The sequence below is a fragment of the Planctopirus limnophila DSM 3776 genome (genome assembly GCF_000092105.1).
Classification (GTDB): domain Bacteria; phylum Planctomycetota; class Planctomycetia; order Planctomycetales; family Planctomycetaceae; genus Planctopirus; species Planctopirus limnophila.
The window spans coordinates 5,385,923-5,399,647 of record NC_014148.1; the positions used below are offsets into that span (position 1 = coordinate 5,385,923).

At 53.1% G+C, this 13,725-nt stretch carries 14 protein-coding genes and 1 tRNA gene; 9 read left to right on the forward strand and 6 right to left on the reverse strand.

The features are described from left to right. The first annotated feature begins 44 nt into the window (after positions 1-44). Positions 45-1,157 (forward strand): NAD(P)/FAD-dependent oxidoreductase, encoded by a 1,113-nt coding sequence (locus tag PLIM_RS21630; protein ID WP_013112452.1) that lies wholly within the window; start codon positions 45-47, stop codon positions 1,155-1,157. 56 nt (positions 1,158-1,213) lie between these two features. Further along, the gene (locus PLIM_RS21635; protein WP_148227226.1) at positions 1,214-1,393 is read left to right on the forward strand and encodes a hypothetical protein; all 180 of its coding nucleotides are present in this window, start codon (positions 1,214-1,216) and stop codon (positions 1,391-1,393) included. Positions 1,394-1,560: 167 nt separating this feature from the next. Here the strand turns inward: PLIM_RS21635 and PLIM_RS21640 are convergent, their stop codons facing one another. Further along, positions 1,561-2,607 (reverse strand): DUF3472 domain-containing protein, encoded by a 1,047-nt coding sequence (locus PLIM_RS21640; RefSeq protein WP_013112454.1) that lies wholly within the window; start codon positions 2,605-2,607, stop codon positions 1,561-1,563. A gap of 596 nt (positions 2,608-3,203) precedes the next feature. On the opposite strand from PLIM_RS21640, the gene PLIM_RS23435 reads away from it, so the two are divergent. Further along, complete coding sequence (locus PLIM_RS23435) at positions 3,204-3,890, forward strand: hypothetical protein (RefSeq protein ID WP_013112455.1); 687 nt, start codon at positions 3,204-3,206, stop codon at positions 3,888-3,890. A gap of 164 nt (positions 3,891-4,054) precedes the next feature. Here the strand turns inward: PLIM_RS23435 and PLIM_RS21655 are convergent, their stop codons facing one another. Continuing rightward, positions 4,055-5,296 (reverse strand): hypothetical protein, encoded by a 1,242-nt coding sequence (locus PLIM_RS21655; RefSeq protein WP_148227229.1) that lies wholly within the window; start codon positions 5,294-5,296, stop codon positions 4,055-4,057. A 271-nt stretch (positions 5,297-5,567) separates the two neighbouring features. On the opposite strand from PLIM_RS21655, the gene PLIM_RS21660 reads away from it, so the two are divergent. Next, on the forward strand, positions 5,568-6,068 hold the full coding sequence (locus PLIM_RS21660; protein ID WP_013112457.1) for a GNAT family N-acetyltransferase: 501 nt from the start codon (positions 5,568-5,570) through the stop codon (positions 6,066-6,068). A 59-nt stretch (positions 6,069-6,127) separates the two neighbouring features. Here the strand turns inward: PLIM_RS21660 and PLIM_RS23440 are convergent, their stop codons facing one another. From PLIM_RS23440 to PLIM_RS21675, 3 genes are all read right to left on the reverse strand, one after another. Beyond that, on the reverse strand, positions 6,128-6,802 hold the full coding sequence (locus tag PLIM_RS23440) for an FHA domain-containing protein (RefSeq protein WP_013112458.1): 675 nt from the start codon (positions 6,800-6,802) through the stop codon (positions 6,128-6,130). Positions 6,803-7,327: 525 nt separating this feature from the next. Next, positions 7,328-8,101, reverse strand: coding sequence for a hypothetical protein (locus tag PLIM_RS21670; protein ID WP_013112459.1), 774 nt, complete (start codon positions 8,099-8,101; stop codon positions 7,328-7,330). A gap of 308 nt (positions 8,102-8,409) precedes the next feature. Continuing rightward, positions 8,410-9,450 carry a DUF1559 domain-containing protein gene (locus PLIM_RS21675; RefSeq protein WP_013112460.1) on the reverse strand — a complete coding sequence of 347 codons (1,041 nt, stop codon included), beginning with the start codon at positions 9,448-9,450 and terminating at the stop codon, positions 8,410-8,412. A gap of 43 nt (positions 9,451-9,493) precedes the next feature. Here PLIM_RS21675 and PLIM_RS21680 point away from each other — a divergent pair, with 43 nt between their 5' ends. The 4 genes from PLIM_RS21680 to PLIM_RS21695 all read left to right on the forward strand — a co-directional run bounded on the left by PLIM_RS21680 (position 9,494) and on the right by PLIM_RS21695 (position 11,994). Beyond that, on the forward strand, positions 9,494-9,850 hold the full coding sequence (locus PLIM_RS21680) for a hypothetical protein (RefSeq protein WP_013112461.1): 357 nt from the start codon (positions 9,494-9,496) through the stop codon (positions 9,848-9,850). Positions 9,851-9,860: 10 nt separating this feature from the next. Continuing rightward, positions 9,861-10,403 carry a hypothetical protein gene (locus tag PLIM_RS21685; RefSeq protein WP_013112462.1) on the forward strand — a complete coding sequence of 181 codons (543 nt, stop codon included), beginning with the start codon at positions 9,861-9,863 and terminating at the stop codon, positions 10,401-10,403. Between the two features lie 137 nt (positions 10,404-10,540). Continuing rightward, positions 10,541-11,398 carry an STAS domain-containing protein gene (locus tag PLIM_RS21690; protein ID WP_013112463.1) on the forward strand — a complete coding sequence of 286 codons (858 nt, stop codon included), beginning with the start codon at positions 10,541-10,543 and terminating at the stop codon, positions 11,396-11,398. 176 nt (positions 11,399-11,574) lie between these two features. Further along, complete coding sequence (locus PLIM_RS21695) at positions 11,575-11,994, forward strand: DUF5684 domain-containing protein (protein WP_013112464.1); 420 nt, start codon at positions 11,575-11,577, stop codon at positions 11,992-11,994. A 166-nt stretch (positions 11,995-12,160) separates the two neighbouring features. Here PLIM_RS21695 and PLIM_RS21700 read toward each other — a convergent pair. After that, a tRNA-Met gene (locus PLIM_RS21700) sits at positions 12,161-12,234 on the reverse strand. A gap of 322 nt (positions 12,235-12,556) precedes the next feature. On the opposite strand from PLIM_RS21700, the gene PLIM_RS21705 reads away from it, so the two are divergent. Next, entirely contained in the window at positions 12,557-13,525 is a 969-nt protein-coding gene (locus PLIM_RS21705; RefSeq protein WP_041402491.1) for a gamma-glutamylcyclotransferase, read from the forward strand. The last annotated feature ends 200 nt before the right edge of the window (positions 13,526-13,725 follow it).

Genomic DNA, 13,725 nt, shown 5'->3' on the forward strand with positions numbered 1-13,725 from the left:
CTCACCTGATCGAAAATGTGTTCTCGTGCCAGAGTGTGAAGAGTGTGAGTGAAACGACCGTTGATCTGCTGATTGTTGGTCAAGGTGTCGCAGGATCGGCTCTCGCCTGGCAGGCACTGCGTCGCCATCTGAAAATTCATGTCATCAGTTCACCGACTGAATGGCCACCTTCGGCCTCTCAAGTGGGAGCAGGACTGATCACACCGATCACCGGCTCCAGGTTAGCACTGGCCTGGCGTTTTGCAGAATTTCGATCGTCGGCTTTGGATCTTTATCGTTTTGTGGCCCACGAGACCAAACGAGACTGCTGGCGAAATCGACCCGCCCTGCGCTGGTTGACGATCGCCGACGAAGAACTGTGGTTATCGCGCTGCCAGAAGTTTCCCGCATCAGCCAACTATCTCCAACCCGTCGAACCGGATCTCGTCACTTCGCGAGAACATGGCATCCATGGGCCAGCTGGTTCAAAACCTTATGTCATGCCAGAGGCGGCCCGGGTGCTCATGCCTGTCTTTCTGGAGGCAACAAAGAGGTGGCTGACGGAAACATCCTGTCTTTCACGAGCGGAATTCAAGCCTCTCGATCTGATCTGGGATGACGTGGCGCGTCATTGGAAATGGAGATCGATGACCGCCCGGCACATCGTCTTTTGCACTGGCTACACTCCACAATTGATCCGGCTGCCATTTCTCGCTGCCAAAGGGGAGTTAATGGAAATCGACCTTCCGGGGGCTCGCCAGGATTATTCCTGGCATGGAGGGATCTGGATGACACCACAAGAGCAGGATCGCTGGCTGGTCGGCGCAACCTACGACCCATTGCATCTGGATCAGGAAATCACATCTGAGGCTCGTCTGGAGTTAAGCCTGGGTCTCGCACAGTGGGGAATCAGAAATCCAAAAATCTGCTCTCAGCACGCCGCCATCAGGCCCGCTCTCCCTGGTCAGATGCCAGCGATTGGCTGGAGCCTGCCAGAATCCATTCTCGGGAGAATCTCAGAGGTAACCTGGCCACGGGAAAAGAACTGCGGGGTGATCAACGGACTGGGTTCACGTGGTGCTCTATGGGCTCCACTGCTGGCCGACTGGTTACTCGACGCGATGGCAGGCCAACCCCTTCCTCCAGAAATCAATCTGACCCGGTTTCTGAGGTCTTGATGCTGGAGGCCGTTAAGCATGCTTGCTCGGTGCCGCTAAAATGGAACATCACTTTGATGTCATCATCCCCGCAGGGTGGCACGCCCCTGAAGGCTTTGCGGAAGGGCGTGGTCTTTACGCACTTCGACCTCACACTTCATGTTCTGCAGGAAGGTTGGAGTCCGGTGTCTTCATCCGCCCCCAGTTCCATGGAGCTGCCGGCACAAATGCATCCGCGGCATGTTTTCCTGACTTAAGAGCGTGTTCGCCGTCAGCTATGAGAGTCAAAAAGCCTGGGGGCAAAAGAGGTCGTTCGACCTCAACGACCCAGTCTCCAGCCACACCTCAAATCAGCACCTATGCACATAACATTCGATGAGCCAGACGATCTCTTTGATCCTCACAGCGGCTGCTTATTCATGCCTCATTCCGCTGGAGGAACAATGAGAAGTTCATGTCGGCGGGTGGCTTCGTCGCGCACGAAGATGGGCCCCACTTTCACCACACAGTTGCTTCCTTCCGCAGTGACCACAGCACAATCAGGACTTGCCTGTGTGGATTTGTCAGGATAGTAGGCATGTGCTCTTTTGAGTTTAACAGGTTGCCCATTAATCTTTGGCCAGCCAAAGGTGACTTCGACAGCCGGTATGTGGGAACGGGGAATCTGCCGGGTGCTGTAGACTTCAACAAAGGCGGATTGTTTCGGCCAGAATTTGAATGTTTCACCTTCAAAGCGCAGGCTGCCGACGGTGATCTGGCAGCAGTCTTTGGTTTCGACCTCACAGGTAAACCAGGTATGAGGCTGGCCATCGATCTGTTCGGTTTTGTCTTTGCGGATCCGATAAGTGTAGGTCCCTTTCGTCCATTCGAAAGGTCTGCGGACGCTGGCAAATTCTCCCTCGTAGCCGGCACTTTCAACGAGGCAGTCTTCGCCTGCAGTGAGTACATGATCGAGGCCGATGGGGGTCTTTTTGTCATTCGACCAGCGGGAGAAGATGGCACCCTTTCCACGAAAGACCCGCTCGCGACTCTCTTTGTTTGCCCAGCCATTGATATTGGTTTGAATGCCACCATAACACTGCATGCCGCTGATCATGGCGATTCCCATGGGGGCGATATACAGATTCATGGTGGAGGGAACATCACGATCAATGGTGACGGTCTGTTCCAGCATTTCGAAATTCTCGGTTTCACTGGCCAGTTCCCACCAGATATTGGCGGTATGCCAAGGGAGTGAAGGCAATTTCACTCCGGCAGCCTTGGCCATGTCAGCTGGGCTCGGTTGTTCTGCCGAGAGAGGGGGAGTTGCAACAGCCGCAGGTGCAATCGGATCACTCGCCAGGCTGTTTCCCGCACAGACTGCCATCATCAAGCCAGCGGCACCCATGACGGCCAGGGCTCGCAGGGAGTTGCCCACCAACAAAGCAGCTTTGTGTGAAAGAACATGGTGGGTGATCGAGCGGTGGTTCATCGTCTTTCCGATATCAGGTGATGTTTCTCGTCAAATTCAATCTGCCGGTGTCAACGCAAATTGTCAAACAGATTGCTGTTCTGTGCCTGGTGATTTGTGAGGCCTTGGCATCGATAGATGTTTGATCGCCGGCCAAGGATCAAGCGACCGGCAAATCATGCCCATACAACCAACAGACCTGAAGAACATCGCCCTTGTCAGCCAGACTCGCAAATCGTATGTAGCGCTTACGATCATTAATGAACATTGTTGATGGCTTGCGGACTTCGCGTCTCAGTTCCGCAAAAGGGCTTCACCAGAAATTCAGGCGATGATCGTAACCTCTTGAACTCATCGAGAAACATTATCAGTGCGTGGGCAGACCAGAGTGAGGCGAGATTGATCCGTCTCCAAGTGTGTGCGCGCGTCGATGTGGCTTGATGAAAGTTCAGAAGGTACGAAGTCGTCAGGTTGATTGGCAAGGTTTGAGCTGAAGTCTGCCGTGCCTGCGGGCCCGCACGACAGCCATCGGTTCCTTCGCTGATTGACAATGACGAATCAGTGACCAATGGAATGGTCTAAAGATGGAAACGGAATTCAAGGACAAAGGATGGCGTATGGCCCCCCGTCACCATGTGGTCATTACCGGTACAGGACGCACCGGGACGACCTTTCTTATCGAGCTTTTGACTCATCTGGGAATCAATACGGGGTTTCGCCCGGAAGACCTTTCTCGACTGAAGAACGACGTCGCCCGGGCCGGTCTGGAATATGACATCCGTGAACCCTCCGCGCCTTACTTGGTCAAGAATCCCAAGTTTGCCGAGTATGCTGCCGACGTTCTTGCCGATGCGAACATTGTCATCGAGCATGTCTTCATCCCCATGCGAGATCTGGCTGCTGCGGCAGAAAGCCGTCGGCATGTGACTCGATCGGCTGTCGCGAAAATGCCACTCCTCAAACGTGCCAAGCGGTTTTTTCACTCGCGAGAGTTGGCAGGAGGATTGTGGAATTCGAGCAGTCTGAAGGCAGGGGCCCAGGAGCAGGTGCTGCTCGCTCATCTCTACCAGTTAGTTCTGGCCCTCGCTGATGCCAATATTCCGGTCACTTTGATCAAGTATCCGCGTCTGGTGCATGATGGAAGTTATCTCTACTCCAAGCTCAAGCCCATCCTGAACAACATCACCGAGGAAGATTTTCTTCGCGTCTACAATGTTGTCGCACAACCAGATCTGGTTCACAAATTCTCTGACACGGATCAATGGTCTGGTCACAGCTCCACAAGATCTTCGAAGGCTGCTTGAAGACCAGATCAATGCATCCCAATCAACATTGTGTATGCCTCAAAAACATCAATACCCGGACTCGATGTCGAATCCGGGTGTTGATATGTGTGTGCCTGCAAGCCACAGCTAGATGGTCAGAGCATCTGACACAATCGCTTTGCCAAGTCGCTCACCTGCTCGAACTAGTCGAGTGGCTGTGGGACCGAGTCGTTTTTCTGTCCATCGATTTTGTTTTCAGTTCCCGTCGAAATGGTGACTCCATGGATCGCTTGCCGGCTCTGGTCAACCAGTTGAGTGCGATCCTGGTGAGAACGCTGTTCGAGAATCGAACGGGCCGCTGTGCGCAGCTCTTCACCATCGAGCCGCTTGAGATTCGTCAGTTCAAAGAGTGGCTGAAGAATTTGGACGGTGTTCCCAATCGACTTCTCCAGCAGAGATAACTGGAAGAACTGCTCGCGAAGGCTTGTGAGACTACGGATCTGACTGCCAAGTTCCTGCTGGAAATCGACGATCAACTCCAGATTCTCAGCAGCATCGGCCAGTGAATCGGTTCGCCCAGCCAGATCGCCAACCAATCGGGCGGCTCGATCAACATTGGCTTCAGCGAGAGGAAGTTGTTGCATCTCATGCAGCTTTTTCGAGACGGCCACCAGTTGCTGAGCTTCTTCAAGTGTCGCTTCAGCCGACACAGGACGATCATGCAAGGTCTGCTCGATCTGCACGAGCACGTCACTGACCCGCTGAGCCACATCCAGCTGGCTGGCGGCATCGATGAGCGACTTGTTCAATTGAGCAAACTGACCGACAGTTCCCCTGGCGACATGCAGCATTTCTGTCTGACCAGAAAGCGATTGATACAGATTTTCCTGTTGAGCAAGAATTTCCCGGGCAGAGGCAATCAAAGGTTTCTGAGCAATGGCGGTACGCTGCAGGGACTGTGATTGCTCTAAAGCCTGCTGAGCCGAAGCGGTCGTTTTTCCGAGTTCAATCAGTTCGGATTGCATTTGATCGAGCCGGTCATAAGCCACCTGAGCCTGCTCAGCAGCAGGAGAGATTGCCACGAGATCTTTCGTCAACTTCTGCAATTTTGTGAGGCTTTGAGCCAACTGAGCTGTCTGATTCGATTCGACCAGCATCGCCTTGTTGAGATTTTCCCACTGACGCAAAGCGACTTTGGCTTCTGTCAGGTGTTCGCGTTGCGACCTGAGTTCCGAAAGCAGGCTGGTGGTATAGCCACTGTCCACAGATTCCTGAATCAGCACTTCAACCTGCGAATTGACTGTCTTCAAATTCTGCCTCAGTGAGGCAATCTCGGCATTCATAGGCCGAGCGACAAGAAAGTGCATCCCTAACAGACCGGCTGCCACTCCCACAATCAGCATGGCCCAGGCCAAACGCTGCTGATCCTGAATCTGTTGTTCCATCGCTCTGAGTTTTCCCTGTTCCGACATATACACAATGATTTCTCCGATCATTTGATGTTGGGGCTGCAACTGGGAGCATCTGCCAATCCACAGCCAATCTTTTTGCTGTGAGTTCTATCGGCACTTTTCGCCGCTCGGTTGATGGTTTGGGCAGCCTGCTCAAAGATTAACAATTACAACCATCCCAAAAGCTGCGATGAGTCTACGAGGAGGCGATGGCGTATGATCGGGGCTCGTCTTTTCCAAATTGTCGCTGAATAAGGAGTTAGCCATGACGCAGGCCTTTGGTCGATACAGCATCAGGCGGGGGAATTCTGCTGATGCTGACGTTCTTGCCGCCTTTAATGCGGCCATGGCGCTGGAGACCGAAGGGCGACAACTGGACGGGCCGACGCTCCTGCGTGGTGTGCAAATGTTGCTGGCTGATGAGCAGCGTGGAGCCTATTTTGTGGTAGAAGAATGCGCGACAAAACAGCTCGTTGGCCAGTTATTGATCACCCGGGAGTGGAGTGACTGGAGAGCCGGTGAGTTCTGGTGGATTCAGAGTGTCTACGTGCGGCCTGAAGATCGCCGGCAGGGAGTTTTTCGCCAGCTCATGCAGCATGTGGAACAAGCCGCCAGGCAAGACAGCTTATGCACAGGTCTGAGGCTGTACGTCGATGGCGACAATCAGTCGGCAAAACAGGTCTATCAGACTCTGGGATGGTGCAAAACCCATTATCAGGTCATGGAAATCGACTGGTCAGGCTGCTCGCACGCAGTCGATGCATGACAAAAGTCGAAGATGCACCTGATCACGATACTCACTCCCTTGTGAGTGATCTGACACGATTAACCAAAGCTGTCAGAACCAACGGCGAGCATCTCGTGACTGTCATCGCGGCGTTTTCCGTGATGACCATTGAGATCGACCCCGGAATCATCATTAGGGGCCGAAAACAGGTCGTCAAAACGAGGCGAATCGTTCAAAGGCTGCGATCCGCGCGGTGGCTCATTGACCGAGGAGTGTTCACTGAATTTCCGACGAGAAATCCCACTCTCACTGGCTGGGGAGCCGTTTCCCGGAAATGCTGTGGATGGAAGTGAATAGCCTGGTATATCCGCATCACTATCAGCAATCGCCAGTGGCAGTTCAGAGCTGACTGGAGATGTGGCAGAGGCTCTCAGCGCTGGTGTGAAGCCTGCCGTCTCCACAATCTTGTTGTCGACAAGCTGTGGCTTGTTGTGCAGTTTGAAACCAATATCCCCGATCAGAATCTCATCGCCCAGTCGCAGCCGATGTTCTTTACGGATACGGGCTCCGTTAATGGAAACACCGTTAGTGCTTCCCAGATCGCGAATCACCCAGCGATCATTCACCTGAGCGAAGCAGCAATGCTTGCGGGAGACTTTGCGACTGTGAGTCAGCACGACATCACAATCAGCCTGACGTCCCACAAGGACAATCGACTTCTCCAGTGGAATCACTGTACCACCGGCATCGAGAGGAATCAGGAAAGCTGGCATGGCATTACCTTGTCACTGCGGACAGGACAATTTGATTCAACGATCCACCTTCCGAGGGATCTCTTCAAAATTGTCTTTGAACAAAACGATCCTGCCGGATTCCATATCCACAATTCAAAAGCCTGCCTTGGCACAGTTATAAAGCATCAATAATTTGAGAGACTTATCTATCACACAGCGTTTGCCATGCCAATGCATTACTAAAATCGACAGATTTGTATCTTAATCCAATTCTGAAGGCTGATGACAGAGCAAACCTGCCCAGGAGATGTGATCAAAAGAGCACTAGAGAGGCAGGACCAGCTAAGCCATCGAATCCCAATGAAGTCAAGTCATCCTGCTCACGCATCAGACGGCTTAGTTCACCTACATCAGTTATCGTAGTCAATAGAGGGGCAAACGGAATGTGAATTCATGAATTCCGTAAGAAGTCGATGGATATTTCTGTCCGACAAAGCTCGACTTGCAGGCATTGACCATTAGAGAGGCAGTACCCGAAAATTCACAGCCTGTGGTATGGTCGGCTCACGAACGATTTGACGAGTTGTAGATTCTGTGCAGAGCGCTGCTGAGCAGACTGCTTCTCGGTCGGGACATTTCCTGCGAAATCCCTGAAAATGCCGTCGCGAGACGAGGCAACGGAGCCATCAAAGTGGGGGTCAGCTTCTCTACACTCTCCAGGAAATTTTCCCAGCCGGCACTCAGAACCGTCGCCAGAGGATGTGGCCTGGCAGCAAAGCTGTCGAGAAAGTCGGCCACACTGTCGCTGTCGTAACCCCATTCCAAAGCGGTTTCATGCTTGGAACAGGTGCAGGAAATCAGAATATCGACCCATCGCTCATAGCGTTTCCGGAAGAGATTGATCTCGGAAAAACCAGAGGTTCGATCCTCTTTTTGTAAGGTCCGGTAGGCCCAGACCATCAGTTGCTGTTGTGACTGAGATAACGAGAGGACGAGTCGCTCGACAGCAATCAGATCATCACTCAACACTGATTGATGATCGGCCACCGTGATGGATGACCAGACACGCATGATGCCATCCAACATCAGCACGTGCATCAGCAGGTCAGTCGTGGGGAGATGAGCTGCTGACGCGTACTGGCTCAAAGTATGCTCACTGGCTGTCGTGCGCACCAGCTCCGTACCCAGGGTTTTCTGAGCCTGCTTCAGTGGCAGCCAGATATTGTCAGTCATCAGCCGGCGCTGAGCTGATGGCAACAGCGTCCAGCGGAATAATGACCCCAGCAATTCTCGATACCCGGTGGAATTCAAGCTTCGCTCTACCTCATCGTCGGCCATGAATCATCGATCGACATCTCAGATCATCATTCGCAGGTAGTAGAGCTTGCCGCAGAAAAAGAGCATTCGCCAGTCGAAAATCGGAGGGTGATCCGTTTTTGCTGTTGCGAGAAAACCACATCCCGGAACCAACCATTCCTTCCTGTCCACGACATGGGAAAAACACCCGTTTTTAAGGGCTGAAAGGCAGGAATAACACGACATCTCGACATCCGGAACAACTCTGATTCAAAGCGACACAGGCAGCACGAGAAGAAGTTCCCGTACTGCCTGTGACGTTGAAGTGGAGCAAGAAACAGAGGGTCTTGTTAGAACTCGTTGACCGTCTCTCCCGAGGCACGAGTTCCTATTGCACCCCACACACCATAAGGAGATGGGCCGCTGCCAGGCGAGGTCGCATTGGGATCACCGGCACTGATGTTTTCGCTGATGAATCGCACAGCGCCATCACCCATCAACGCATGAATGCCCCCTGTATGCCGACTGGAAGCCGTGGCGTGGCCCCAGCCACCATCGACCGTTGAGCTTTGGCAGGAAGGACCGTTGGGCCGAACAGCAGTGGCCACAAAGGCGAAGTATGGCCGTCCATCCCAGGCACGTCCCCCCGGTGGTCGGAAATCTGTCCGCACAGCACCAGTCAAAGTACGGGTGGCAGGATCAATCAGGCTGAGACAGGCCTGAGGAGTGCTGGTTGTCACACCCACAGCCACACCACCCAGGATCGCGGTGGTATCGACACCACCCATGACAGCTTCGGCCATCATGATGGTATTGCTGGTACCGTCTGTCACATCACGCATGCCTGTATTGCTGCGGTAGGCGAACATGCCGCGAGTATTGGTGCCGTTGTTGTCGTTGAGAGTATCTCCCACACTCACGCGATAGTTGAGCAGGCTGGGGCTTTCATTTCGATTGCCGGGTGGTACATCGGAGGGGCAGATGAAGCCGGGAACATCGACGGTAAAGTAAGCGGGTCGATTCCAGGGATCAGCCATTCCCGCCCCGGTATTGGCCATGATCGTGTTATACAGTGGTGTCTGATCGACATACGGCAGAATGCTGATCGCGAAGGAATACCGACGGCCCGATGTCCCTTTCATCCCATCGACACCCGCTGGCGGAAAGACGCGGAACGTGTCGTGGTAATTGTGCATCGCAATCCCCAATTGCTTGAGGTTATTGCGGCACTGAGTCCGCCGGGCCGCCTCGCGCGCCTGCTGCACAGCCGGGAGCAGCAGGGCAATCAAAATAGCGATGATCGCAATGACCACCAGCAGCTCGATCAGTGTGAATCCCGGACGACGAGCAACTCGCCCAGGACGTGCAGTGGGAAGAGTCAAGCGGTACATAAAGAGCTCCAAAAAGAACATTGCCAGAACTGGCAGGAAGTGAATGCCACAGAATGTGGCTCAAGACATGCAAACAAGATTAGGTAGCAAAGGCCCGAAGAACCTGAAATTAGACATATTGAGTCAGAGCGAAATCAACCAGTACGACATGCAGTTTCATGAAGCCAGCCGAAAAGTCACTGGCAGAGATATTGAGATTCTTATCAGTGAATTGAGTTTTTTATCGATAGGAACTTGCAGCTTTACGGTGATGAGCGTGATCAGCCAGCCAACCCGATGTATTCTGGACAAACTCTTCAGGTTTGTCTGGATTTCCACGATCGTATTAAAGTATACTGATATCATCGGGAATGTCACCTCCAAAACTACCCCTCTCTATGGTGTTTCCACCAATTTTTGAAAGATTTCCTATGTGTCTCAGAGTCAAACCCCATCGAAACAAAGCCACACCACCTGCTGCGATCTCCACGCGGCTTCCCCACGATCTCGCTTTGAGTTTTACACCATGGATTTGTGTTTTTTTACTGGCAATCTTTGTCGCAGGTTGCGGCAGCAGAGTGGCTGTCGATTCGCGCGCCAAAGGACCTGTCACCGGTCGCGTCCTCGTTGATGGCAAACCCATTCAGGTCGAAGGAGTCGCTTTGGTGCTAATGCCCGCTGATCAATCGGCGGCCGTCACGATCCCTGTTTCCAAAGAAGGAACCTTCGAAGGACAAGCCCCCCTGGGGAGGCACTTTGTTTCGATTTCAGCAGGGCACACCCCGGATGCAGGACACGGCGAAGGCCCCAAAGTCGGTTTTGGTCCGTTGTTCCTGTCGACGGAATCTCCCCTGACAATCACGGTCGCAGAGTCGGCAACCCCTCAGGATCTCGAGGTCGGTAACGCGGCCGCCAAAAAACAGGAACCCAATCGCCGCCGACTTGGACCCGCGACCACTCCCAGAGCTCATTAATCATTCGCATCCAAGCACGGCGTCGCCTGTGAACCATCAGTACTGGCGAAGACTCCCGGCTTGTCTTACGCTGCTGCTGAAGTCTCTTGCGGACTGCCATATCGAGATTCACAGGCTCACGTCAAAGGCCAGTTGCCATGTCGCGCTCGGATCGGACACATCTGCATCAGATTTTTCCGCTGGAAGAGTATGGCGATACCCTGATCATTACACCCACTGGTGATGCTGCTGGATTTCATCTGCCCCATGTGCATGCCGAGATGGCTGCTGCCACCGACTATTTTGACAAATCTGAGTTAAAGCACCTCGTGTTTGACCTGAGCAGGGCGAGATACTTCGGTTCGCAGATCCTTGGGCAATTGATTGTATTCAGCCAGAAAGTGAAGAGTCAGGGGGGCCGCGTGGCCTTGGCCAATCCCTCAACCGAAATGCTGGATGTGCTGCGGATCATGAAAGTCGATTCGATCTGGGAAGTATTTCCGTCGCGGAATAAGGCCCTCTCGACCATTGCCAGTCGCCCGTTTTCCGCTCACCTGGTGCAGTTTGGGAGGCGCAGCTTTCCAGTAGTCCTGCTGGGTTGCCTGGGGGCTGCCTGGTGGTACTGGCCCCGCAGAAATCTCGATCATCATTATCACGATCAACTGCTGGGGATTTACCGCGAGAGCCGACAGCTGCTCGACGCCAACCCGCGTGATCAAGACTGGGATCAACATCTGACCAGATCCCGGCAACAGCTTGAGAAAATCACTGCTGAACTGGAGACGATTGCATCAAGTCAGCGAGAGGCTTTGCGGCGGATGATCTATTGCTCGCGCGATTATCTGTTCCCCGCCTTGCAGGACAAACTCAAGCTCGATTCCTATCCGCATTTCATGTTCTTTCAGGAAATGAAGGCAGGTGAGAAGGAAATGCGCGAGCCGGTCAAAACCTTATCAGAGACTCTGCGTCCCGAGGGTTTAACGAATCCCCGTGCTCTCCCTGCCAATCCCTCATGAACTTTGATTGCCATGACTGTGGTGGTCAACGAGGGCACCATTTGCAGCCAACGGAAAAGAATTTTGTGTTGGTCAGGCAAATCTTCAAAGTTCGCATTTGACCTGCAAATGTCTGAACATTAGTCTGCCGCCCTAATGGGGATTTGTTCACACAACATTCAGGTGGGGAGAACGCAATGGATCTGTTTCGTTTCGCAATGCTGGCACAAGATGACTTCGGCGGTGATGCAGGAGCAGCGGCTGCCGGTGGCATCGCGATGGTCATCCTGGTCATCGAACTAGCGCTGATCGTTCTATTGATTGCTGGCCTTTGGAAGGTGTTCACCAAAGCTGGTAAGCCCGGTTGGGCAGCCATTATTCCGATCTACAATATGATTGTGCTCCTGGAGATCGTTGGGCGCCCCATTTGGTGGTTTCTCCTGCTCCTTGTCCCGTGCGTAGGCATTATCTTTGCCGTCATCATTTACATTGACCTCGCGAAGTCCTTTGGCAAAGATGTGGCATGGGGGATTGGTTTAGTTCTCCTGCCATTCATCTTTATCCCCCTCTTGGGCTTTGGAAGCGCCAAGTATGTGGGCCCAGCAGCGAAGAACTAATTCTCCGGATGGATACTCATCACGAAGTGCTTGGCTGTCATCCGGTGACAGGCAAGCCTTGAGACCGCACTAAACACAACAGGCCCGACCATGATTCATGGTCGGGCCTGTGTTATTCAGTCGCGAGTTTTGCAGCCAGCTGAGAACAGATAGCAAAAAACTCCAATGGCGATGGAGGGACTCGAACCCACGACACACGGCTTATGAAGCCGCTGCTCTAACCGACTGAGCTACATCGCCAAGATCTCGCCGCAATGAGAAATCAGAATGATTTCGCACCACAACTTTGCGAATGTTATTCCAATTCCCTCCCTGCTCGCAAGGCAGCGACAATTTTCATGAATTCTGCATGCCGTCTCCGGGCTGTTTCCATGGATCTGGAGGCAACTCGTTTCATATCAGACTGTTACGTCAGGTCTTGTGAGGGATTGCCTGCTTGAACAATCACAAAAACTCTCTCTGCAGATTCTGGACACCGGTGAATCGTTTGCGGTTCAATCGTTGATCAACAGAAATTTTCGCACACTCTCTTCGCCCCAACATCAGGTTTCTCGTTGTGACCATGTCCTCAAAACTTTACTTCGCGTATGGCTCCAATCTAAACCAGACTGACCAAGAGGAGTGGGCTCTCGAACAAAATGTTTCTTTGGGAGCCATGACTCCTTTGGGCCGGGCGTGGCTGCCAGATCATCGACTGGTCTTCAGCCTTCACTCCAAGCGCCGCCACGGAGGTGTGCTCGATGTCGAACCAGCGTCAGGCCATGTCGTCCCGGGCGTAATCTTCCAGATGGACGAAACAGCCTGGGACGCGATGGATCGCAAAGAGGGGCTGCATGCTACAAAAAGTGGCTATCAGAGGTACCCAACATTCGTCATCAATGCTGCCGGAGTGCCTCAACAGGTTGAAACCTACACCGCCAAACCGACCTTCAAACAAGCCTATGTCGAACCTCACCCTGATTATGTCGCCATTGTTCGACAAGGATATGATCGCTTTGCCTTGAACGATGGTCTCGTGGGCCCAACCGCCAGTGATGTCCTTGATCAAGTCGCTGCAGGCAAAACTCCTCCCTCACTCATCAGGCAGCTCTTTGTTTACGGCACGTTAATGCAGGGCGAATGTCGCCATCCCTTTCTGAAAGAGGTGGGCAGCCGGTTGGTGGGCCCACGCATCACAAGCGGCAGCCTCGTCAATCTGGGAACATTCCCCGCAATGATCCTCCCTGCAACCTCATCGTCGGAGAGACAAAGATCATCGATCACGCCGGAGCAAAAAATTCCGGGCGAGCTCTTTGAGCTGCAAGATCCAGCCCATGACTGGCCGGTTCTCGATCCTGTGGAAGAGTTTCCTGGTTATCCCGCTCTGGCAAATGGTGCCTATGCCATGTACCACCGTACGATTATCAAAGTCGCACCACAGGATCGGCTCAATCTTGAGGAACACTCCTGGACGTGGGCGTGGACGTATTCCCTCGCCGATCATTCCCTGCCCCAACAGCCCATCGCGTCCAATTCCTGGCGCGCATTATGATTTGGAGTCCCATGAATAACTGCGCGGCGTGTGGCTGGGGTTGAGTCTTCGAACCCCCAGCTATCTTCGGCACGAACTGGGGTTCGTGAGGACGCTCAACCCCAGGCACCCCATTCCGAGGAGCCCAGTTGATTATTGGAATCCCTAGAATCGAAAAGTACGAACCTCACACGCGACAGGCGAGTGAGGTTCGTAATTGA

Coding starts and splice junctions, on each gene's coding strand:
- PLIM_RS21635 (WP_148227226.1), top strand. CDS start 1,214: ATGTCATCATCCCCGCAGGGTGGCACGCCCCTGAAGGCTTTGCGGAAG.
- PLIM_RS21640 (WP_013112454.1), bottom strand. CDS start 2,607: ATGAACCACCGCTCGATCACCCACCATGTTCTTTCACACAAAGCTGCT.
- PLIM_RS23435 (WP_013112455.1), top strand. CDS start 3,204: ATGGCCCCCCGTCACCATGTGGTCATTACCGGTACAGGACGCACCGGG.
- PLIM_RS21655 (WP_148227229.1), bottom strand. CDS start 5,296: ATGGAACAACAGATTCAGGATCAGCAGCGTTTGGCCTGGGCCATGCTG.
- PLIM_RS21660 (WP_013112457.1), top strand. CDS start 5,568: ATGACGCAGGCCTTTGGTCGATACAGCATCAGGCGGGGGAATTCTGCT.
- PLIM_RS23440 (WP_013112458.1), bottom strand. CDS start 6,802: ATGCCAGCTTTCCTGATTCCTCTCGATGCCGGTGGTACAGTGATTCCA.
- PLIM_RS21670 (WP_013112459.1), bottom strand. CDS start 8,101: ATGGCCGACGATGAGGTAGAGCGAAGCTTGAATTCCACCGGGTATCGA.
- PLIM_RS21675 (WP_013112460.1), bottom strand. CDS start 9,450: ATGTACCGCTTGACTCTTCCCACTGCACGTCCTGGGCGAGTTGCTCGT.
- PLIM_RS21680 (WP_013112461.1), top strand. CDS start 9,494: ATGCCACAGAATGTGGCTCAAGACATGCAAACAAGATTAGGTAGCAAA.
- PLIM_RS21685 (WP_013112462.1), top strand. CDS start 9,861: ATGTGTCTCAGAGTCAAACCCCATCGAAACAAAGCCACACCACCTGCT.
- PLIM_RS21690 (WP_013112463.1), top strand. CDS start 10,541: ATGTCGCGCTCGGATCGGACACATCTGCATCAGATTTTTCCGCTGGAA.
- PLIM_RS21695 (WP_013112464.1), top strand. CDS start 11,575: ATGGATCTGTTTCGTTTCGCAATGCTGGCACAAGATGACTTCGGCGGT.
- PLIM_RS21705 (WP_041402491.1), top strand. CDS start 12,557: ATGTCCTCAAAACTTTACTTCGCGTATGGCTCCAATCTAAACCAGACT.